24 protein-coding genes and 1 other annotated feature are annotated in these 22680 nt (G+C 29.6%); of the genes, 2 read left to right on the forward strand and 22 right to left on the reverse strand.

Annotated features, from left to right (window positions below; all coding sequences use genetic code 11):
- Positions 1-14: 14 nt before the first annotated feature.
- From ABGT36_RS07790 to ABGT36_RS07825, 8 genes are all read right to left on the reverse strand, one after another.
- A complete protein-coding gene (locus ABGT36_RS07790) occupies positions 15-1127 on the reverse strand; it encodes an aminotransferase class I/II-fold pyridoxal phosphate-dependent enzyme (RefSeq protein ID WP_346677555.1) in 1113 nt (370 codons plus the stop codon).
- Complete coding sequence (locus ABGT36_RS07795; protein WP_087370580.1) at positions 1127-1852, reverse strand: amino acid ABC transporter ATP-binding protein; 726 nt, start codon at positions 1850-1852, stop codon at positions 1127-1129. The genes ABGT36_RS07790 and ABGT36_RS07795 overlap by 1 nt, the downstream gene beginning before the upstream one ends.
- Positions 1845-2528 carry an amino acid ABC transporter permease gene (locus tag ABGT36_RS07800; RefSeq protein WP_087298410.1) on the reverse strand — a complete coding sequence of 228 codons (684 nt, stop codon included), beginning with the start codon at positions 2526-2528 and terminating at the stop codon, positions 1845-1847. Before ABGT36_RS07800 ends, ABGT36_RS07795 begins: the two co-directional genes overlap by 8 nt.
- Before the next feature lie 17 nt (positions 2529-2545).
- Positions 2546-3331 carry a transporter substrate-binding domain-containing protein gene (locus ABGT36_RS07805; protein ID WP_239404199.1) on the reverse strand — a complete coding sequence of 262 codons (786 nt, stop codon included), beginning with the start codon at positions 3329-3331 and terminating at the stop codon, positions 2546-2548.
- Positions 3332-3377: 46 nt separating this feature from the next.
- Positions 3378-3584: a binding site (T-box leader), on the reverse strand.
- Positions 3585-3630: 46 nt separating this feature from the next.
- A complete protein-coding gene (locus ABGT36_RS07810) occupies positions 3631-3885 on the reverse strand; it encodes a hypothetical protein (RefSeq protein ID WP_087298409.1) in 255 nt (84 codons plus the stop codon).
- A 28-nt stretch (positions 3886-3913) separates the two neighbouring features.
- On the reverse strand, positions 3914-4678 hold the full coding sequence (locus ABGT36_RS07815) for an HAD hydrolase family protein (RefSeq protein ID WP_346677556.1): 765 nt from the start codon (positions 4676-4678) through the stop codon (positions 3914-3916).
- A gap of 59 nt (positions 4679-4737) precedes the next feature.
- Complete coding sequence (locus ABGT36_RS07820) at positions 4738-5508, reverse strand: nucleoside phosphorylase (RefSeq protein ID WP_346677558.1); 771 nt, start codon at positions 5506-5508, stop codon at positions 4738-4740.
- Between the two features lie 17 nt (positions 5509-5525).
- Complete coding sequence (locus ABGT36_RS07825; protein WP_087298406.1) at positions 5526-7259, reverse strand: ABC transporter ATP-binding protein; 1734 nt, start codon at positions 7257-7259, stop codon at positions 5526-5528.
- Positions 7260-7415: 156 nt separating this feature from the next.
- On the opposite strand from ABGT36_RS07825, the gene ABGT36_RS07830 reads away from it, so the two are divergent.
- Both ABGT36_RS07830 and ABGT36_RS07835 read left to right on the forward strand, forming a co-directional pair.
- Complete coding sequence (locus ABGT36_RS07830; protein WP_308697985.1) at positions 7416-9050, forward strand: Na/Pi cotransporter family protein; 1635 nt, start codon at positions 7416-7418, stop codon at positions 9048-9050.
- Between the two features lie 90 nt (positions 9051-9140).
- A complete protein-coding gene (locus tag ABGT36_RS07835; protein WP_346677560.1) occupies positions 9141-10187 on the forward strand; it encodes a DUF2812 domain-containing protein in 1047 nt (348 codons plus the stop codon).
- Between the two features lie 53 nt (positions 10188-10240).
- On the opposite strand, the gene ABGT36_RS07840 is transcribed toward ABGT36_RS07835, so the two are convergent.
- From ABGT36_RS07840 to ABGT36_RS07905, 14 genes are all read right to left on the reverse strand, one after another.
- A complete protein-coding gene (locus ABGT36_RS07840; protein WP_087298403.1) occupies positions 10241-10492 on the reverse strand; it encodes a metal-sensing transcriptional repressor in 252 nt (83 codons plus the stop codon).
- On the reverse strand, positions 10485-12923 hold the full coding sequence (locus ABGT36_RS07845; RefSeq protein WP_346677562.1) for a heavy metal translocating P-type ATPase: 2439 nt from the start codon (positions 12921-12923) through the stop codon (positions 10485-10487). The genes ABGT36_RS07840 and ABGT36_RS07845 overlap by 8 nt, the downstream gene beginning before the upstream one ends.
- A gap of 99 nt (positions 12924-13022) precedes the next feature.
- The gene (locus tag ABGT36_RS07850; RefSeq protein WP_346677564.1) at positions 13023-13559 is read right to left on the reverse strand and encodes a nitroreductase; all 537 of its coding nucleotides are present in this window, start codon (positions 13557-13559) and stop codon (positions 13023-13025) included.
- Positions 13560-13744: 185 nt separating this feature from the next.
- A complete protein-coding gene (gene htpG, locus ABGT36_RS07855) occupies positions 13745-15640 on the reverse strand; it encodes a molecular chaperone HtpG (RefSeq protein WP_300080318.1) in 1896 nt (631 codons plus the stop codon).
- 137 nt (positions 15641-15777) lie between these two features.
- Positions 15778-16608: a Cof-type HAD-IIB family hydrolase gene (locus ABGT36_RS07860; RefSeq protein WP_087370596.1), complete on the reverse strand. Its 831-nt coding sequence runs from the start codon at positions 16606-16608 to the stop codon at positions 15778-15780.
- An 80-nt stretch (positions 16609-16688) separates the two neighbouring features.
- On the reverse strand, positions 16689-16889 hold the full coding sequence (locus ABGT36_RS07865) for a FeoB-associated Cys-rich membrane protein (protein ID WP_087298398.1): 201 nt from the start codon (positions 16887-16889) through the stop codon (positions 16689-16691).
- 76 nt (positions 16890-16965) lie between these two features.
- On the reverse strand, positions 16966-17319 hold the full coding sequence (locus ABGT36_RS07870; RefSeq protein WP_087298397.1) for a heavy-metal-associated domain-containing protein: 354 nt from the start codon (positions 17317-17319) through the stop codon (positions 16966-16968).
- Positions 17312-17470 (reverse strand): hypothetical protein, encoded by a 159-nt coding sequence (locus ABGT36_RS07875; RefSeq protein WP_158095173.1) that lies wholly within the window; start codon positions 17468-17470, stop codon positions 17312-17314. The genes ABGT36_RS07870 and ABGT36_RS07875 overlap by 8 nt, the downstream gene beginning before the upstream one ends.
- A gap of 2 nt (positions 17471-17472) precedes the next feature.
- Entirely contained in the window at positions 17473-17661 is a 189-nt protein-coding gene (locus tag ABGT36_RS07880; protein ID WP_300080312.1) for a FeoB-associated Cys-rich membrane protein, read from the reverse strand.
- 56 nt (positions 17662-17717) lie between these two features.
- Positions 17718-19901 carry a ferrous iron transport protein B gene (gene feoB / locus ABGT36_RS07885; RefSeq protein ID WP_346677567.1) on the reverse strand — a complete coding sequence of 728 codons (2184 nt, stop codon included), beginning with the start codon at positions 19899-19901 and terminating at the stop codon, positions 17718-17720.
- Positions 19902-19916: 15 nt separating this feature from the next.
- Entirely contained in the window at positions 19917-20135 is a 219-nt protein-coding gene (locus ABGT36_RS07890) for a ferrous iron transport protein A (protein ID WP_087298394.1), read from the reverse strand.
- 38 nt (positions 20136-20173) lie between these two features.
- Positions 20174-20386 (reverse strand): FeoA family protein, encoded by a 213-nt coding sequence (locus ABGT36_RS07895; RefSeq protein WP_346677569.1) that lies wholly within the window; start codon positions 20384-20386, stop codon positions 20174-20176.
- A gap of 233 nt (positions 20387-20619) precedes the next feature.
- Positions 20620-21087, reverse strand: coding sequence for an IS200/IS605 family transposase (gene tnpA / locus ABGT36_RS07900; RefSeq protein ID WP_346677571.1), 468 nt, complete (start codon positions 21085-21087; stop codon positions 20620-20622).
- Positions 21088-21240: 153 nt separating this feature from the next.
- Positions 21241-22653, reverse strand: a complete 1413-nt coding sequence (locus ABGT36_RS07905; protein WP_087298393.1) for a glycoside hydrolase family 1 protein — start codon at positions 22651-22653, stop codon at positions 21241-21243.
- Between the last annotated feature and the right edge of the window lie 27 nt (positions 22654-22680).

A 22680-nucleotide genomic window follows, 5' to 3' on the forward strand; every position in this document is an offset into this window, starting at 1 on the left:
CAATCATTTTGGACTTATTTATTTTGACTATGTAACCATTTAGAAAAAAGAGCTAATCCAGCTTCAATATCTTCGCTTTTATTAGCAAAGCCAAAACGAAGATGATATTCATTACCAAAGCAGGCTCCAGGAACAAAAAATACTCCAGTATCTTTTTGTAACTTTTCACATAACTCTCTTGATGGTATTGGTAAATGATACTTTAAAAAAGCTATCGTTCCTACAGGTGGTACAACACAATCTACCAATGGTTCTTTTTCTAACCAGTCAATTAAGATTTTTCGATTTTTTTCAATAATGTTACGACTTCTTTTTAATATTGTATTATAGTTTTCTAGAACAATTGATCCTAAATAATCTGATAAATAACCAGTTGAAATGATATGATAATCACGGCGATCATTAATTAATTTAATGATTTCATGATTAGCCTTGATCCACCCTAATCTAAGTCCTGCAAATGAAGTGATTTTCGATAATGAAGATGTAGAAATTCCTAAATCATAAAGATCACTAATAGAAACTTCATCATCCTTTAATCCTTGATAAACTTCATCACAGAAAATATAAATATTTTTTTCTTTAGCAATTTCTATTAATTTCATCAAAAATTCTTTAGTATATTTAGTACTAGTAGGATTATTAGGATTGACTAAACAAATCATTTTTGTCTGCTCATTAATTGCCTCTTTAAATTCATCGATATCAGGAATCCAATTATTTTCTTCTTTTAATTCAATCAATGAAGTTGCTACTTGCAACGATTTAGGAAATGAATAGAACTGCTGATAAGTAGGAGTAACTGTTATAATATGATCACCTGGATTTAATAAACTAATTAATACTAACTCGTTTGCATTTATACACCCTTGCGTGATTGTTATATTATCAATATCTCCTGTTTTATACAATTTACAAATCTGACTTCTTAATCTTTCGCTACCAACAATTGGACCATAATCTAGTTTTGTTGTTAAAATATCATTAAGAATTTTATCACGATTACCACTTAATTCTAATAAATCATTTATGCTCATTGAAGCAACACAAGTTTCCGCTAAATTATAGCGATAATCAACTTCATGTTCTGTCATCCATAATTCAACATCAAATAAATCAATTTTCATTAGTGCATCACCTTGCTTAAAAAGTCAATAGCCCGTTTAGATTTTGGGTTAGTAAAGAACTCTTCAGCAGGTGCCTCTTCAATAATCCGACCTTCTTCTAAGAAAATTACACGATCTCCAACATTTCTAGCAAAACCCATTTCATGAGTAACGACTACCATCGTCATTCCTTCTTTAGCTAATTCTTGCATTACTTCAAGAACTTCAATAACCATTTCTGGATCCAGGGCACTAGTTGGTTCATCAAAAAGCATAACTTCAGGATTCATACATAGAGAACGAGCAATTGCTACCCTTTGTTTTTGTCCCCCTGAAAGCTTATTTGGATATTCATCTTGTTTATCTAATAATCCAACGCGGTCTAAATATTTTTGAGCAACAGCAATTGCTTCATCTTCACTGCGATTTAAAACTTTAATCTGTGCTAAAGTTAAATTTTCTAAAACCGTCTTGTGTGGGAATAAATTAAAATGCTGGAAAACAAATCCCATTTTCTTCAATAGTTGACTATAATTTTCACTATCTTCATTAAATTCCTGACCATCAATAAATATCTTTCCTTCTTCAGGCTTTTCTAAACCAATGATACATCTTAAAACAGTACTTTTACCAGATCCTGAAGGTCCAATAAGTGAAACAATTTCACCTTTTTTTATTTCTAATGAAACATCATTAACAGCAACTAAATCATTAAATTTTTTAGTTATATGTTCTACCTTAATCACTTACAGCTAACTTCCTTTCTACATATCTTCCGACATATGAAATACTAATGGTCATAATTAAATATAATACAGCCGCCATACAATATGGAGACATTACATCAAAATATTGAGTTCCAATTACTTGAGCTGATCTTAATAATTCAACAGCACCAATACAACTAATTAATGATGAGTCTTTTATTAAAGTTATGAATTCACTAATCATTGGTGGAACAATTCTTTTAAAGGCTTGTGGCAAGATAACTAACTGCATTGTTTGACGATGTGTTAATCCTAATGTTTTACAAGCTTCCCATTGCCCTTTATCAACACCATTAATTCCACTTCTAATTAATTCAGTTGAATAAGCACCACTATTAATACTCATAGCAATTACCCCAATTACATAGGTATTAATTCTTAAAACACCACCAGTAATTGCTGTATAGATTGATGGAACAACTGAAAACAGTAATAATATTTGTAATAACATCGGTGTACCACGAATAATTTCTACATAAACATTTCCAATAATTCTAAAAATACGATATTTAGAACGTTTAGCCGTAGCACCCAAAATCCCGAATATTAAACCGATAAAAAGAGAGAGAGCCGCAATAATTAGCGACACCACAGCTCCTTTTACTAAGTATAAAATATTTTCAGGGGTAAAAATTTCATTAAATGCAACAAACATCAATAATTACCTCTTTACTAATCTTCTAATTTTAATAAACCATATTCATCACATAATTGAGTATATTCATCAGATGCTAAGAATTTTTCAATACATTTATTAATTTTTTCAATTAATTCAGTATTTCCTTCTTTAGCAATAACATAGTTTTCTTCATCCATTAATGATTCATCAAGATAAACGAATTGCCCATTATTTACATAGTTTTTAGCTACTGCTAAGTCAACGATTACTGCATCATATTGATGAGATGATAAACCTGTAAACATATCTTGAACATCAGTCATACTTACAACTTCAGCCCCTTCAACTTCATTAGCAGCATCTTCTCCAGTAGATCCTGTTTGAGCAGCAATTCTTTTACCATTTAAATCACTAACTTCTTTAATATCAGTATCACTTGGCATAACAGCTACTTGAGCAGTAGCAGTATATGGATCAGACCATTCAACACGACGACTTTCATCATAAGTAAAACCAGAAATACCTAAATCAATTTGATCTCCTTGAAGTTGAGTAATAATGTTATCAAAATCCATTTGTTTGAATTCTAAATTGTATGTTACACCTTCATCTTCAGTTAAATATTGTTCAAATAATTTTACCATTTCAGCATCGAAACCAACAATATTATTATTAGTATCTAATGATTCATATGGTGGATAATCTGGTGAAACACCAATTGTTAATGTAACAGAGTCATCAGAGCTGTTATTAGAACTTTCATTATCTGAATTTCCTCCACAGCCAACCATTGTAAATACTAAAGCACCAATTAATAAACCTTTGAATAATTTTTTCATTTTCCTTCTCCTCTCTTGATAAAATAAAAAGTCTCTTAGCAACATGCTAAGAGACGAATAATTCCGCGGTACCACTCTTATTGATATAATAATATATCCACTCTTGTCTTTAAAGCAGACTTACTGACTACCCTACTATTAGTTCAAATAGTCCCCTCAAAAGTGCGGTTCATTCAATCTATTTACTAACCTTCCACCATCGTTAGCTCGCTATCAAACTCAATTAAATTACTCTCTTTTTCATCAGGTTTAACACTTAAACATTATAAAAATATTTTTTTAGATGTCAATAGTTTTTACTATTTATGATTAAGAAAATTATCTTTAATCGCCGTAATTTGATCACTAAACATCCTTAATGGCTCATTATAAGTCTCTAATTCTTCAATTACTTCATCAAGCATTTCATTAGTTTGTTGAATCTTTTTTACGTTATTATGATACAATTTTGTATTCTGACGTTTCCTTTCTTCACTTTTCAATAAGAAATAACATCCTAAAATCAATAACACAAAAATTGCTACAATCATTATTAACCATTTTAAAAATTCCATACTATCACCTATTTATAGTATACCACATTTAATCAATCCAGCCAAAATATTTACAGGCAAATTCAATACCATCTTCTTTATTTGATTTAGTAACAAAGGTAGCTGCCTTTTTTACTTCATCAATAGCATTACCCATAGCAATTGAACAAGGAGCTTGTTTCATCATAGAAATATCATTAATCCCATCGCCAAAAACAACAATATCTTGCGGATTTCCTTTTAATATATCAACCATTTTTAAAATACCTTGATATTTTTCAATCGGCTCAACTATCAGTTGATCGCCATGATAACGCATATAGCCTAATTTATGAATTGATTTTAATAAAGATTCTTGTTTAGGTGTTGCCATGATAAAAATTTTAAAAATTTGATCAACTTGATGAAAATCCAATGTTTCATCGATTATTAAATCACCTGGTAAATGATACCCATTTATCCAGTCATTACAGCTATATAATTGGGGATTGTCACCTAAAGAAACAGCAAATGGAAAATGATTTTCTAAACATTCATCAATTATCTCTAAACAAATTTTACGATTTAATGGTTCAATTCCCAATAATTTACCATTAATTACTAACCCATTGCCACCATCACAAACTAAATTATCAATCTTAGAAGTTTTACTAAATTCCATTGCCATCCAATGAGCTCGACCGGTTGCAATAGCGACAAAATGACCATTAGCTCTTAATTTATCTAATGTTTTAAAAGTTGATGGTAAAACAATTCCACCAGGATTATCATTCGTTAATGTTCCATCAATATCAAAAAAGAAAAACTTTTTCATAAACTCACCACCTTATAAAGTTATTATAATGTATTAATTAAAAATGACAACTAAGAAAATTATTTATCCAGTAAATATATTGCAAATTCAATCGCTAAATCAACAATAGTATTTTTTTGATCAATTTTTTCTTCGTTATCCAAACTGCGCAGTTCATAATTTTCACTACCAAGATTATCTGCACTATAAAAAAACTGTGTTATTTCATAATCTCTAAATTTGGCTAAAGCTGCTATAGCTGAACATTCCATATCAACACATATACATCCTTGCTCTTTGCGGATTTTAACTTTATTTACTGTTTCTCGATAAATAGCATCATTGCTCCAAACCTTTCCAACAGTATAATTAATCTTTTTCATCTTTAAAAATGCAAGTAAGTCATCGAATCGCTTAACATTAACAGCTATTTCATGACCAGCTTTTACATAATGATAACTAGTCCCTTCATCTCTAATTGCAATATTCGGTACAATAATTGAACAATCTTTAATATTAGCATCTAATACTCCACAAGTTCCAAAAACAACAAGTTTTTCAACCCCTAAAGCAAATAATTCTTCATATTCACAAACTAACGTAGGTGCTCCTACCTGGGCCATAATTAAACCAATTTCATAAGTACCAATTTTAAGACAGTAAAATGGTAATTTGCCATTAGCACTTTTTAAATAAGCAACAACATGATGCGGATATTTTTTTAAAGCATTTTCAATTAAATTATTAGCAAAAACACTAACTGCAATTTTAGGACAGTCAGCAATTTTTTCAACAATATCAGCAGGATTGAAAATAGCTTGAGGATTGTCATCAAAAGTATATTTATCCATTTTTTTACTCCTAAATATTATTTATTAAAATTCATTTTATACAATGTTGCATATTGTCCATTTTTAGCCATCAATTCTTCATGTGTTCCTTGTTCTACAATTCCTTCAGGTGAAAGTACACAAATTCGTTTAGCATTTTTGATTGTTGATAAACGATGAGCAATTACCAAAGTAGTTCGATTTTTAGCTAATGACTCTAAAGATTTTTGAACAATATATTCACTTTCATTATCAAGAGCACTAGTAGCTTCGTCAAAAATTAAAATAGGTGGATTTTTTAAAAATACTCGAGCTATACTTAAACGCTGTTTTTGACCACCAGATAACTTAACGCCACGTTGACCGCAATCTGTATAATAACCATCAGGTAATTCCATGATAAAATCATGAGCATTAGCTTTTTTAGCTGCTGCAATAACTTCTTCATCACTAGCATCATTACGTCCATAACGAATATTATCTAAAATTGTACCAGCAAATAAATAAACATCTTGTTGGACAATACCAATATTTTGTCGCAATGAATTTAGTTTGATATCTTTTATATTTTGATCATCGATTAAAATATTTCCAGCACTAACTTCATAAAAACGCGGTAATAAAGAACAAATAGTCGTTTTACCAGCTCCCGACATTCCTACTAAAGCCACATATTCACCAGGCTCGATTTTTAGATTTATATCCTTTAAAATATAATCACTATTTTCATTATATCGAAAATCAACATGCTGATATTCAATCTTCCCTTTGACATTTGTTAAATCTTTAGCATCTTTAGAATCTGTTATATCTGGTTCGATTTCTAAAATTTCCATAAAACGTTCAAAACCAGTAATTCCATCTTGGAACTGTTCAGTAAAGTTAATAAATTTCTTTACTGGATCGATAAGATTATTTACATAAAGTAAAAAAGCAATTAAATCAGGTGTCGTTAAAGTTTCTTTAGAAATAAAAATAGCTCCAAAGAATACTGCTACAACTGTAATCATACTAGTAAAAGCACCAAGACCTGAATGGAATCTTCCCATATAATAGTAACTATTACGTTTGCTTTTTACATAACGATTGTTTTCGTGATGAAATCGATCAATTTCATAATCTTCATTACTAAAACTTTTTACAACCCTGATTCCCGATAAATTATCTTCTAAACGCGCATTAATATCACCAACACGTTGTTTATTTTTTTTATAAGCTTTTTTCATCTTTTTATTATAATAAATAATAAAAGCTCCCATGACTGGTATAAAAGCAAAAATAATCAGTGTTAATTTTAAATTAATTGTTGCTAAAATGATAAAAGCCCCAAAAAACTTAATTAGCGATATTACAATATCTTCAGGACCATGATGATATAATTCAGTTAATGAAAATAAATCATTTGTAAGTCGAGACATCAATTGTCCGGTTTTTTGTTCATCATAAAAACTAAAAGACAATTTTTGATAATGTAAAAAAAGCTCATTTCGTAAGTCACGTTCCATCAATACACCCATTACATGGCCTTGATAAGCAATAAAATAATTACATAAATACTCAATAACAACTAGAACAACCATTATTAATCCTAATTTATAGATAATCATAATATCAAAATTAGCATCTATTAAAACCGTCCCTGTAATATATCTAGTAATCATTGGAAAAACTAAGGTTACTCCAGCACCAACGATTGCACAAAACATATCAGCCAAAAACAGTTTCCAATATGGTCGATAATACGATAAAAACTTCTTTGTCCTTGCAGACATTACCTATCCCCCCTAATACTTTATCTATAATACCATAAATAAAATTATTTTTTAACAATAAGTAATTCTCCAATAACTAATTGTTAAGATTACGTTAAGCTAATTTACATCTTCTTAATGTTTATATATTATGACATTATATAGGGGTGTGATCATATGACTTTAGCAAATATTAACTGGCCTTATATTATAGCTGGTTTAGGCTTATTCCTTTTTGGAATCCAGTATATGGGAGAAGGATTAAAAAAATATTCTGGTGATAAATTAAAAAATATAATTGATAAATACACTTCTAATCAATTTAAAAGTATTATTATTGGTGCTTTTGTCACTTGTTTAATTCAGTCAAGTTCGGGAACTACTGCTCTTACAATTGGATTAATTCGCTCAGGGTTGATGAGTTTCAAACAATCAATCGGTATTATTATGGGAGCTAACATTGGTACAATTATTACTTCTGTTTTTGTTGGTTCTAGGTTATCACAATACTCAGTTTATTTTATTATTTTTGGCGCTATCTTTTTATTATTTTCTAAAAGTAAAAAACCAGCTTATTTAGGACAAGTTGTTTTTGGATTTGGATGTTTATTTTATGGATTAGAACTAATGGGTAATAATCTAGCGAATATCTCAGAAATATCAGAATTTTCCCAGATTACTAGCTATTTAGTTAAAAATCCTTTACTAGGATTACTTGGTGGTATTATTCTTACAGCAATTGTACAATCATCCGCTGCTATTATTGCCATTATCCAGCAAATGTATGCTATTAAAGCTATTAATCTAACTATTGCTTTACCATTTTTATTTGGAAGTAATATTGGTACAACAATTACTGCAGTAATCGCTTCAATTGGCGGTAATATTTCCGCTAAAAGAGCAGCCTTTTTCCATGTTTTTTTCAACATCGTTGGTGCAATAATTTTTATGCTCTTTTTAAATCCATTTACAAGTTTAATTGAAACTATTACAGCAGCATTTAATATATCAGCTAAATTACAATTATCGTTAGCTCATGCAATTTTTAATATCATAACAACTTTGATTTTTTATCCATTTATTCCAATAATTTATAAATACATTAAAAAAATTATAAAATCACGAAATAAAGAGATTGAACCAGATTTAAGTGAATTAGACCCTAATGTAATAGGAATTTTTCCAAGTCATGCTTTAGCAATATCTAAAAATAAAACTATTGAAATGGCTAAAATTACAGCTCTTGGCGTTAAGGAAACCAAAAATTATTTTCAAACCAAAAATCCGGATATTAAAAACAAGATCTTTGAAATCGAAGATACTATTAATACTTTAGACAAGAAAATAACTGATTATCTTATACTAATTAATCAAGAAACACTAAACGATCATCAAACGATCGAATATATTGCCAATATGAAAACAATCAAGGATTTAGAACGAATTGGTGATTTATGTATTAATATGACTAATTATTATGAAGCCATTTATGATGAAAAAGAAGATTTTTCTCTTGAAGCACGAATTGATTTAGAAACAATGATGAATCTAGTTATTGATATGCTTGAACATAGTATTAAATCTTTTGAAAATCATGAATTTGATGATATCAAATATATCAACGATAAAGAATCTGACTTAGACTATTTCAATAAAAAAGCTAAACAGCGCCATATTATGCGTGTTACTAATAAAATCGAAAAATCAGCATTAGTAAATTCTACTTACGTTGATATTCTTGCAAATATTGAAAGAATTGGTGATCATTGTCAAAATATTGCACAATCATACTTATTAGATGAAGGTTTTTAGTTCTATAAAGATAAACCTGACACGGTTTATCTTTATTATTTTGTCAAGAAATGTTATCCTATTATTAGATTATTTTTAAAGGAGTATACAATGAAACTACATTTAACAAATTATGATCCTAGTGAATATTTGATTTTCCAGGATTTCTTAAACAATCTTTCAAAAAAAGGTTATAATTGTAAAAATGTTGATATTTTCACATTTTTTAAAAAAGATAATCAACAATACTATTACAAAACTGATCTTTTTGTACCAAGTAATAAAAACATTAGTCTACGCCGTTTAAAAGAACAATGGTTAAATGATTATATTGATAATGGTTATGAATATGTTGGTCGAACAAGAAAAATATATGTTTTTAGATCTAAAAAGAAAAATGATTATACTGGTACTGAAAAAGAATTGTTGACTAATTACTTTAAAAGAAACAGAACTTTTATGAACTTTGTATTCATATTTTTAGCTGTTTTATTTTCATATTTATTTATTCCTAATGTTTTTACTAATCTTAATCCTAGTGAATTTGTAAGTAATGGATCAATAATTTTACATTATGTACCATTATTACTATGTATTAGTTTATTATGTCGTTTTATGTTTCACTATTTAGCAACAGAGGTATTAAAAAGTAAGTTTAAACGAAAAATAAATATTATCAATAATAAAACTTTTGTTTTTAATAACTGGCTTTTTATTATTTCTATTGTTTTAATTGTTGTTGGTCTAGGTTTAGATTATTTTGAAAGAAAAAATGAACCTGTTAACGACGAAATTATCTCTTTAGCTGATTTAGGTTATCCTGGTGATCAAAAAACTTATGATACTTGCATCACTAGCAGCAGTTTTTTAATCGATAATTCAGTAAGTTATAGTGAAACTAATGGTGAAGAAGTTATTAAAGTTAATTATTATCAATATAGCGATAAGTCTAAAGCTACCCAAGGATTAGAAAACTATCAATCAAGCATCAATTATAGTTTTAAAAAAGAAATATCTAACGGATATCTTTTAGGTGAAGGCGAAGAAGAAATCTATAATGTTATTGCATTTGTAAAAGATAACCAGTTAATTGTTTTACAAAGTAATTTGGATTTACTTTCTAATAATCTTTATGAAACTGTTATCGAAAAAGCATAATAGTTTTGTTAATTCTATACTTATAAAAAAACAAGGCCGAATCAGCCTTGTTTTTATAGTTTTATCAACAATTTTACAATCTCATCGATTTTTTGATCAGCGTCGTGTTCATTAATTGCATTTTTTACACAATGATTTAAATGATTAGTCAACACTTCATTATTAGCATTTTTAATTAGTGATTGAATCGCTAGTAATTGATTAGCGATATCAATACAATAACGATCCTCTTCAATCATTTTGATTACTGCATCAATTTGCCCACGAGCTGTTTTTAACCTTAATAGCACTTTTTCATTAGACATTTTTAATTCCTACTACCTTATACCCTGCTTTTTCAACAGCACTTGTCAAAGTTTGATCATCTTGAATAGTTTCAACAGTAGCCATATTGTTTTCTAAATCAACAATAGCACTTGTTTCTGGTAAACCATTTAAAGCATCTGATACATGTTTTTGACAATGTTGACACATCATTCCTTCAATTTTAATTTCTTTTTTCATTTTCTTATTCTCCTTTAAATAATATGGTTTAAATCTTTTTAATCTTAATGCATTACTTACAACACAAACTGATGAAAGTGACATACATAGAGATCCAATCATAGCATCCAAACGAATTCCAAATGATAAATAGAAAACCCCTGCTGCAATCGGAATTCCAATTACGTTATAGATAAATGCCCAGAATAGATTTTCTTTAATATTTTTAATAGTTCGTTTAGAAAGCTCTAATGAAGATACAATATCACGAATATCATCTTTCATTAAAATTACATCAGCTGCATCAATAGCAATATCATTTCCTTTTCCAATAGCAACTCCAACATCACTACGAACTAAAGCGGGAGCATCATTGATTCCATCTCCTACCATTAAAACATGATTTCCATCTTCTTGCAATTTTTTAATTACATTTTCTTTATCTTGTGGTAACACTTCAGCAATAACTTCATCTAATCCTAATTTTTTATTTATTGCTTGAGCAGTACCTTTTAAATCACCAGTTAACATAACTGTTTTAATATTCATTTCTTTTAATCTTTCAATTGCCTGACGACTAGTTTCTTTGATATCATCAAAAATACTTACTAAACCAATAACCCTATCTTTTTGAGCTAAGAATACTAGTGTTTTTCCTTGATTTAAATAATCATCTACTTTTTCTTGATAATTAGATAAATCCAAGTTAGCTTCTTTGATCATTCTTAAATTACCAACCAAATATTCCTGATCATCAATTTTTCCTTGAATACCTAAACCGCTTAATGATTTAAATTCAGTTGTTTCTTTTAATTCTAATTGCATCAAGTTAGCTTTTTCAATAAACGCATTAGCTAAAACATGGCTTGATCCTTTTTCTAAAGAAGCAATTATTTTAATTACTTCACTATTGCTTAAACAATCACTATAAATATCGCTTACTTGAGCCATTCCTTTTGTCAATGTTCCAGTTTTATCAAAGACAACGACATCAACAGTATTTTCATTTTCAAGTACTTCTGCACTTTTTATTAAAATACCATTACTTGCCCCAACTCCGGTAGCTACCATAATAGCAACTGGAGTAGCTAAACCTAACGCACATGGACAAGAAATTACCAGAACGGCAATCGCACTAGTAATGGCAAAGTTTAATCCCATCCCTGCTATTAACCAGCCAACAAAAGTTATTAAAGAAATTAAAATAACTCCTGGTACAAAATATTTTACCACCTTATCAATTGTTCTAGTCATCGGTGCTTTAGAACTTGATGCTTCTTCAACAAGTTCAATAATTTTTGCTAATGTACTATCTTCAACGGTCTTAGTAACTTGATAAATAAAGGAACCTTGTAAGTTATTAGTTCCGCCAATAACTAAACTATCTACTTCTTTTTCTACTGGTAAACTTTCACCTGTAATCATCGATTCATCAACAGAACTAAAGCCTTGAACTATCTTACCATCAACAGGTATTGTTTCATTTGCTTTTACTAAAACCTGATCATTAATTTTTAACTCAGAAATCTTAACAATTTCTTCTTTACCATCAACTATTCGGCAAGCTACTTCCGGTGCTAATTCTAATAATTTACTAATTGCATCAGTTGTCTTTTTCTTTGACTTAGCTTCTAGATATTTTCCAAAACTAATTAAAGTAACAATCATCCCTGCTGATTCAAAATAAACATTATGAACTAGATGAGCTGTATCCATTGCACCAGTTAAAGCTAAAAACAATGAATAAAAACTATAAACAATCGAAGCCCCAGCTCCTAAAGCAATTAAAGAATCCATAGTTGGATCTAAATGAAATAAATTTTTAAATCCATTAATATAATAATTTCGCTTAATAATAACAATTGGTATTAAAAAAATTATTTGCAAAGCAATATTTACATAGGGATTTTCTCTAACAATACTAGGAATTGGATAATTGAACATCGAAGACATCGATACATACATCAATAATCCAAGAGCAATAAAACAATAAATCAATTGCTTTTTTAAGTCCTTAAGATCATCATTATCAATTAATGTATCATCAAAATTACTTGCCTGATACCCACCATCACTTACCGCTTTAAAAATCATTGCATCATTAACTTTAGTTTCATCAAATTCCACGGTCATAGAATTTGTAAGCAGATTAACTTCTACATTATCAACACCTGGAATTTTAGCAACACTATTATGAACATGATTTTCACATGCAGAACATGTCATACCTTTAACACTATATTTCTGTTTCATACTTCCTCCTAACCCCCCTCCATAGGGGGTACGGTTATAGTATATAACATTAATTCGTTTTTTTCAAGCAATATGAAAAAACTATTACCAAAGTAATAGTTAATAAAATTTACAGATTTCAGCTACTGTCTTTCGTTTAGGCCGAGCCGGTTCAATATCTGGCAGTCCTAAAGCAATTACTGATACGATTATTTCATTATCAGATATCTCCAATATATCTCTTATTTTTTTAGCATCACGAATTCCCATGATCAAAGTTCCTAATCCTAAATCTGTTGCTTTTAATATTAGATTTTGATTATGTAAACCTAAATCATAAATACCCCAGCCATTTTCTAATTCATTACTACTGCTGCCATCACGTCCAAATCCAGCCCGATTTTTTATAAAAGTTGTTACAATCAATACTGGTGCATCTTGGCAATTTTCTTGATTAAATGGTGGTAAACATTCTTTTTTGATTTTAGCTAATAATTCAGGTGATGTGATAACATGATATCTAGCAGTCTGACTATTTTTCCATGAGGGTGCTTCTATTCCGGCTTGAATAATTGTTTCAATAGTTTTTTTATCGATACTAGTATTTTTGTATTTACGAATACTACGACGCTTATTAATCACTTGATCTAATGTCATTGTAATTTGCCTCCTATCTTTATAATTCCTTTAATTATATTATAACAGATAAATTTATCTAAAAACTAATCTACAACCTAAAAACAGCACAAATACTGATATTTTTCAAATTAATAGACTTTGTCTATTTAAAAATTTATATCAATCTCTGTGCTGTTTATCATTAATTATAATTTACTTATTTATTATTTATTTAATTGAATCATTAAATCACAAATCTTATTTGAAAAATCAACCGGATTATCAATTGAGAAACCTTCAATTAATAAAGCTTGATCATATAAAATGCTTGCATAATCATTAATTTTTTCCGGATTATTTTCATAAACCTTTTTCATAGCATTAAAGATATCATGATTTGGATTAATTTCTAAGATTCTTCCCGCTTTAATTCCTTGTGCTTGTCCATCAGGCATTTGACTTAATACTTTTTCCATTTCAAAAGAAACACCTTCACTAGATACTAAGCATACTGGGTGAGTTTTTAAACGTGCTGAAACTTTGACATCAACAACTTTATCACCTAAAGAATCTTTAATAGCTGTTAATAAATCTTTGTTTTCTTCATTAGTTTTTTCTAATTCTTTCTTTTCTTCTTCACTTTCAATGTCTAAATCACCTTGGGCAACACTCTTGAATGGTTTTTCTTTATAATCACGCATCATTTGGAAACAGAATTCATCAACATTATCTATTAAGTATAAAACGTCGAATCCTTTATCTTTTACTACTTCAACTTGTGGTAATGTAGCAATCTTGTCTAATGTTTCACCGCTGGCAAAATAAATTTCTTTTTGATTTTCTGGCATCTTTTCAACATATTCAGCTAAAGTAATATATTTTTCTTCTTTACTAGAATAATATAGTAATAAATCTTGTAATTTTTCTTTTAACATACCATAACTGTTGTAAATACCAAATTTTAATTGTAAACCAAAGTTATCAAAGAATTCTAAATATTTATCACGATCGTTTTTCAACATATTTTCTAATTCAGATTGAATTTTCTTTTCAATCTTATCAGCAATAACTTTTAATTGACGATCATGTTGTAACATTTCTCTTGAAATGTTTAATGATAAATCTTCAGAATCAACTAACCCTTTAACAAATCTAAAATGTTCAGGTACTAATTCACTGGCTTTATCCATGATAAAGACACCTTTAGAATATAGTTGTAATCCTTTTTCATAATCATTTGAATAATAGTTCATTGGTGCTTTAGAAGGGATAAATAGTAATGCATCATATGATACCGTTCCTTCAACACGGCTATGAATTACTTTTAATGGATCATTAAAATCATTAAATTTATCTTTATAGAAATCATTATATTCTTCATCAGTGATTTCTCGTTTATTTCTTTTCCATAAAGGAACCATTGAGTTCAATGTTTTATTTTCTACTACATCTTCATATTCATCACTATCTTCTTTTTTCTTAGAAACAGTCATATCCATAACAATAGGATAATGTACATAGTCAGAATATTTTTTAACTAAGCTTTGTAAATGATATTGATCTAAATATTCATCATAATTTTCATCATCAGTATTATCTTTTAAATATAGTTTAATTGTTGTTCCATGATCACCAACATTAGTTTCAAAAATTTCATATCCGTCTGTTACTTCTGAAACCCAAGTATATCCTTGATCAGTTCCGTATTTTTTAGAAATTACTTCCACTTTTTTAGCTACCATAAAAGCTGCATAAAATCCAACCCCGAATTGACCAATAATATCAATATCATCATGTTCAACTTCGTTTTTAAAATCAAAAGAACCACTATTAGCAATTGTACCTAAATGAGTTTCTAACTCATCTTTATCCATCCCAATACCATGATCTTTGATCGTTAAAATACGATTATCTTTATCTACAGACAATTCAATTTTTAAATCTTCACGATTAATTGAAGAAATATTTTCTGTTAAAGCTTTATAGTAAAGTTTATCACTTGCATCACTAGCATTAGAAATCAACTCTCTTAAAAATATTTCTTTATGTGTATAAATAGAATTAATCATTAAATCTAATAATCTTTTTGATTCTGCTTTAAATTGTTTTTTTTCTGCCATATTTATCTACATCTCCATTCTTTAGCACTCTCTAAACTTCTGTGCTAAAGATATTCTAATACAAGGCTTTAGCACTGTCAAGTAAAAAGTGCCAAAAATAAAAATAGGCCAAATATTTTAAAGCCTATTTAAAATTACTAGATTAAACCTAATTTAATAAATTCATCATAAACACCATCATTTTCAACACTTAAACAAATCCGATCAGCTATTTTCTTTAACTCCAAACTGCCATTTTCCATAACTACACCACAGTCTACCGTTTTGATCATATCATAATCATTCATACTATCTCCAAAACCAATCGTATCTTTAATATCCATTTGTAAGTATTCAATAGCATGTTTAATTCCTGTACCTTTATTGTCAGTTTTAGAAATTATTTCACCATTTAAATTTGTATTTCCTAAATCATGTAGAATAAAAATAACATCGTCATCTAATTCTTTTTTCGCCGCTAAAAAATCATCTTTATTTCTTGCCACAAAAGATATCTTATGAACACCTAAACCATCATAACTATCCATATCGTGAGCATTAAATTTTTCATTGTGTTCAGCAATAATTCGTTCCATCTCTGAATTAGTGATATCTTCTTGATCAAGTTTAGCGAATAATTCAATCATTTTTTTTGACATATAGGTTATATTAGTACATTCATAATTATAAACAATATTATTTTCATCAAAAACTTTCGTAACTTTTTTAACTAAATCATTTGAAAAGAAACAACAATGAACGACATGACCATCAATTTCAACATAACTACCAGCACTAGTAATAATCCCATCAAAATTTACTTCTTTTAACTCCTGGTTGATCCCTGCTTTATTTCTACCAGTACAAATGAAAATTTTATGACCATTTTTTCTTGCTTGATTAATAGCTTCTTTAACTTTAGGACTAATTGTTTGATGATTAGCAACAATTGTTCCATCAACATCTAAAAATACTGCTTTTTTATTCATTTCTTTAACCCCCATAGCTAATATAATAACTGTTTTTTAATTATTTTTCTATCATTAGATAATAAAAAAGTGGAAAGCTGCTACTTTCCACGATCTTGATAATATTGCTCAATTAAATTAGGATCTTCATGACAGGTGATATTGCAAGAATTACAATTACCACCACAACTAAATTTACCATTGCGTTTATTACGGTAAATAGATCGAATCGCTAACAAAACAGCTAGTAAAACTATTAAAGCAACAATTATTGTAGCTAAATTTTCAACAACCCATGTCATGATAATCACCTCTATTAATATTTTGTACTATACCATGACATTTCTTTATCAGTCAATATCTTTATATTTTTCACTACTAATATTCAACATGATATCCACTTTTTTCAATAACCTGATATAATTCTTTTTTATCTATAGGACGATCGTATGAAATGACTGCTTCTTGCAAGTCTAAATCAACTTTTGCACTTGCGCCTTCAATTGAATTAATCGCATTTGTAACTTTATTTACACAATTTTGACAGTGCATCCCCGTGATTTTTAAAGTTATTTTACCAATGATTGGAGAACTTAAAACCTTTTTATCAGGTGCTAAACTTTCATGACTACCACCACAACATGAGCCTTCACCTTTAAAATGTTTGATTGATCCTTTTAAAGCTGCACCTAATAAAATAACTACTATTATAATAATAATGATATCAACCATTACGATCCCTTCTTTCTTGAAATTTCAAATCACGCCGTTTATTCAATAACTTTTTAATTTGTTGCAAGATCAAATAAATACTCATACCAACAATATAAACGACTATGACTAATGCAAACATGATAAACATTGAATCTGTCAAATGTCCCATTATCAATTCTCCTTTTCTTGAGCCTTATTGGCAAAATAAATATCTTTTAAATTACTAAGATCGTTACAACCACTGCAGCCAGCACAAATACCGTTACATCCATTAGTATTAGCTTTCTTCTTTTTATGTTGTTGAACAATAACAAATATACAATAGCTAATTATGATTAATAAAATAAATAGATCTATCATTTTTAAAATCTCCTTTTTATATAGGAAAACTGGACACATAGTATCCAGTTTTTTAATTATGAATTTATCTGTACTGAACGTCTTGAATAAACTTTAGTATCTTTATATGGATCAGGTCTAAATAACAAGAATAATATAATCGCTAATAAAACAAAGGCAATTGCTGTCCATAATCCAAATGTTCCATAAATAATGAATGTACCAATTTGATAAATACATAAGCATACAACATATGCAAAGACGTTTTGGAAAATAATCGCAAACCAGAACCATTTTCTTGATTGCATTTGTTGAGCCATTGTTGCAATAGCTGCCAAACATGGTGAATCTAATAAGTTAAAAACTAAGAATGAAAATGCTGCTAAACTAGTTGGGAACCAGGCAGCTACACCTTGAGCAACGTTAACGGCATCTTCAACATCACCTGCAACATTAGCTAAAACTCCCATTGTTGAAACGATTGCTTCTTTTGCCGTAAATCCAGAAAGTGCTGCAGCTACTGCTTGCCAATTTCCAAATCCAAGTGGAGCAAAAATTGGAGCTACAAATCCACCGATAAGAGCTAATAAACTATCACTGCTTTCTTCAACCATGCCAAATGAACCATCAACAAAACCAAATCCACCTAAAAACCACATTACAACGCAAGCTAAGAATAAAATTGTTCCGGCTTTAATAATGAATCCTTTTAATCTTTCCCAAACATGTAATAAAACAGTTTTGGCAGAAGGAATATGGTATTGTGGTAATTCCATAACAAATGGAGCTGGCTTACCAGAGAATGGTTTAGTTTTCTTTAAAATAATTGCCGCTACTAAAACCGCAACAATTCCCATAAAATACATCAATGGTGCAATAATTGAGCTTTCAGTATATCCCGCAACTTCACCAGCGATAACACCACCCATTAGAGCAATAACAGGAAGTTTAGCACCGCAAGGAATAAATGTTGCTGTCATAATCGTTAAACGACGATCATTATCTTGTTCAATTGTTTTAGAAGCCATAATACCTGGGATTCCGCATCCTGAAGAAATCAACAGAGGAATAAAACTTTTTCCCGATAAACCAAAATGTCTAAACACACGGTCCATAACAAATGCGATACGAACCATATAACCACAATCTTCTAAGATTGATAGGAATAAAAATAAAATTGCCATCTGTGGTACAAAACCAAGAACTGCTCCTAAACCACCAATAATTCCATCTACAACCAGTCCTTGAACTACATCGCCAGTTCCAATGCTAGATAAAAATCCTCCAACTGCATCTTGAATAGCAACAACAAAGACGTCATTGGTCCAATCTGTGACATAAGTTCCAATTGTAGTAACTGAAATATAATATACAACAAACATTACCGCAATAAAGATTGGAATACCTAAAATACGGTTAGTTACGATTTTATCAATTTTATCAGAAATAGTTAATTTATTGCCACTTTTTTTAACGGTAGTAGAAATTATTTTTTGAATAAATTGATAACGTTCATCTGTAACAATACTTTCCATATCATCATCTTGTTTATTTTCAATATTTTCACGTAACTGATTAATTGCTGTTGTATCACTATGAGTAATTGATAAACTTTCAACAACTTTGCTATCATTTTCTAATAACTTAATTGCATACCATCTTTTTTTATCATCACTAATAGAAGATGGTAATCTTGTTTCAACTTCACCAATTGCTTTTTCTAATTCATTAGAAAAAATATCTTTTGGTAACGAAACTTCTTTTTTATTTGCAACTTTAACAGCTTCATCAACTAGTGCATCTAAACCAGTTTGTTTTAAGGCTGATGTTTCAATAATAGGACAATTCAATAGCATTGAAAGTCTTTTAGTATCGATTTTGATATTTCTTTTTTCTAATAAATCAGCCATATTTAACGCAATTACTACCGGAACACCGGTTTCAATTAATTGAGTTGTTAAATATAGATTTCTTTCAATATTCGTTGCATCAACTAAATCAATGATCACATCAGGATTTTCCTTTAAAATATAATCACGACTAACAACTTCTTCTAGTGTATATGGCGAAAGAGAATAAATCCCTGGTAAGTCTGTAATAATAATGTCTTCGTTTTTTCTCTTTCCTTTTAATCTTCCTTCTTTTTTCTCTACAGTAACCCCAGGCCAGTTTCCAACGTATTGATTTGCTCCAGTAAGAGCATTAAACATCGTTGTTTTACCACAATTAGGGTTACCAGCAAGAGCAATTTTAATACTCATATTTACATACCTCCCCTATTTTACTTGCACACATTGAGCATCATGTTTTCTTACTGATAATTCATATCCTCTAACAGTAATCTCAACTGGATCACCTAAAGGAGCAACTTTTCTAATGTATAGTGCAGTTCCTTTGGTAATTCCCATATCCATAATTCTACGCTTATATGCACTATCCCCATCTATTTTAGTAACAGTAACAGTACTTCCAACTTTTGCTTCACTTAAATTCATCGCAACCTCTCCTTCCTATCAAAAAATTCAAATAATACCTATACCATAATATGGCGGGCCATATCCTGGTTAATTGCAATCCTTGAATCTTTAATATTAACAATTACATTGCCACTAATTGTCGATAAAACCGTCACTTCACTGCCAGCGACAAAACCTAAATTTTCTAAAAATCGTCTTGTTTCTTCGTTTCCACCAATTTTACGAATTTTATTAACTTCACCGACATTTACCATTGTTAAAGGCATCATTCTCACTTCCTCGCTTTTCATGTTAGCTCCATCTAACTAAACTATATGTTATACTCACCTAACTTAAATGTCAATACTTTACCACGAAAAAGTTAAATAAATCTATCTATAAAAGTAAAATAAATATCCACCGGCCTAGCCGGTGGTTTTACTTATGCGGGCATAGCCCTGCTCCCAAAGCGCATGTCTGAAGACATTCCTTATGCCTTACGGCTACCGCATGCACCTTGTCGTTATTTACCCTTAAAAGGGTCTTCAAAATCCAGAGTTAGTTGTTCCCCTTCTTGATCCTCTTTCAACTGATTTGAGATATACTCCCTAATTTTTTTTGTATTTTTCCCCACTGTATCTACATAATATCCTCGGCACCAAAATTCTCTATGTCTATACTTATATCTTGCATTCGCCCATCTTTCAAATATGATTTGGCTACTTTTCCCTTTTAGAAATCCCATAAATCCTGAAATACTATATTTTGGTGGTATTTCTATCAGCATATGTACATGATCTATACATACTTCCGCTTCTATTATATTTACTCCCTTCCATTCGCATAATTGTCTTAATATCGCCCCTATTGCGACTCTTCTTTCATCATAAAATGCTTTTCTTCTATACTTTGGTGCAAATACTACATGATATTTGCATCTCCATTTTGTGTGTGATAAACTATGTAAGTCATCTGAATATTGTTTATTCATTTGTCATTCCTCCGTGTTATTTTATTTGCAGTTGGTAGCCGCAAGTATATTATAACATGGAGGTTTTTCATTATCACTCCACTAAAGCTTTTATACACCCCCAGCCTAGCTGGGGGTTTTATTGTGTTACAAAAAACTAAGAGGATTATCCTCTTAGTCTAAATCTTCACCATTAGATTCAAATGCTTTTTTAACCCATTGATATGATTTTTTAGGAATACGTTTTAAATCTCTTAAATCTTTATTAGTTCTATTTACGTAAACGAAACCATATCGTTTATCCATATTACACATACTTGCTAAAATATCAATTGGTCCCCATGTAATATAACCTAAGCATTCTACCCCTTCTTCAAAGATTGCATTTTTCATTTCTTTAATATGATCTCTATGATAATTAATACGATAATCATCTTCAATTGTTTTACCAGCTGCAAGCATAGCATCTACTTCTTCTTGAGTCATATCTTCACGCCAACCAATACCGTTTTCAAGAATGAATACTGGTAAACCACTACGATTATATAAATCGTTCATTGTCCATCTTAATCCTTGAGGATCAATTTCCCAACCCCATTCATTTGCTTCACAATGAGGATTTTTAACAACATGTTCACCAACTACTTCATGGTATGGACGTTTATAATCAAATTCACCTTCAGTAATTGTATTTGAACGATAATAACTAAATGCGATATAATCAACAGTATATTTTAATAATTCTTCATCTTCTTCTTCAAATTTAGGCATCCAACCACGATTTGTTAAGTAAGCTACCATATAATCAGGATATTTTCCTTTTGAGAATACATCAGTATGGAAACCATTCATATATTGATATGCTTGCCAAGCAAATAAATTATTTTTTGGTGTATTTGAATATGGATAGATATTAGTTACTGCACTCATACCACAGAATTTAGCATCAGGTTGCATATTTCTTAATGCTCTAACTGCTTTACAATGAGCAATAAATACATTATGGTTTACTTGATATAAATGTTTAGCTGGATCAACACCTTCAGGAATTTCTTCAGCATTTGAAACACGTAACATCATCGCATGTAAATTTTGTTCATTAAATGACATCCAGTGTTTTACACGATCACCAAATCTTTCAATACAAACTTTAGCATATCTTTCAAAACAATCAACAACATATCTTGAAGCAAAACCATTATATTCTTTAACTAAATGATAAGGCATATCAAAATGAACTAAAGTAATCATTGGTTCAATTCCTGCAGCCAATAATTTGTCAATTAACTCATTATAGAATTTTACCCCTTCTTCATTAACTGGTTCATCTAATGTTCCATTAGGGATTATTCTTGACCAGCAAATTGAAAAACGATAAAAATTAAATCCCATATCTTTCATTAAAGCAATATCTTCATCATAACGATGATATTCGTCGATAGCAACTGACCAATCTGAAAATTCTGGATTCATTGGTCTAACGTCGTATACACAAACTCCCTTGCCACCTTCATTACGAGCACCTTCAGTTTGAAAACTTGAAACTGAACCACCCCAATAAAAATTATCTGGTAATTTTCTTTCCACGTTTACTTCCTCCTTATTACCTATTAT

It is taken from the genome of Erysipelatoclostridium sp. An173 (genome assembly GCF_963931465.1).
In the GTDB taxonomy this organism is placed as follows: Bacteria; Bacillota_I; Bacilli_A; order Erysipelotrichales; family Coprobacillaceae; genus Thomasclavelia; species Thomasclavelia merdavium.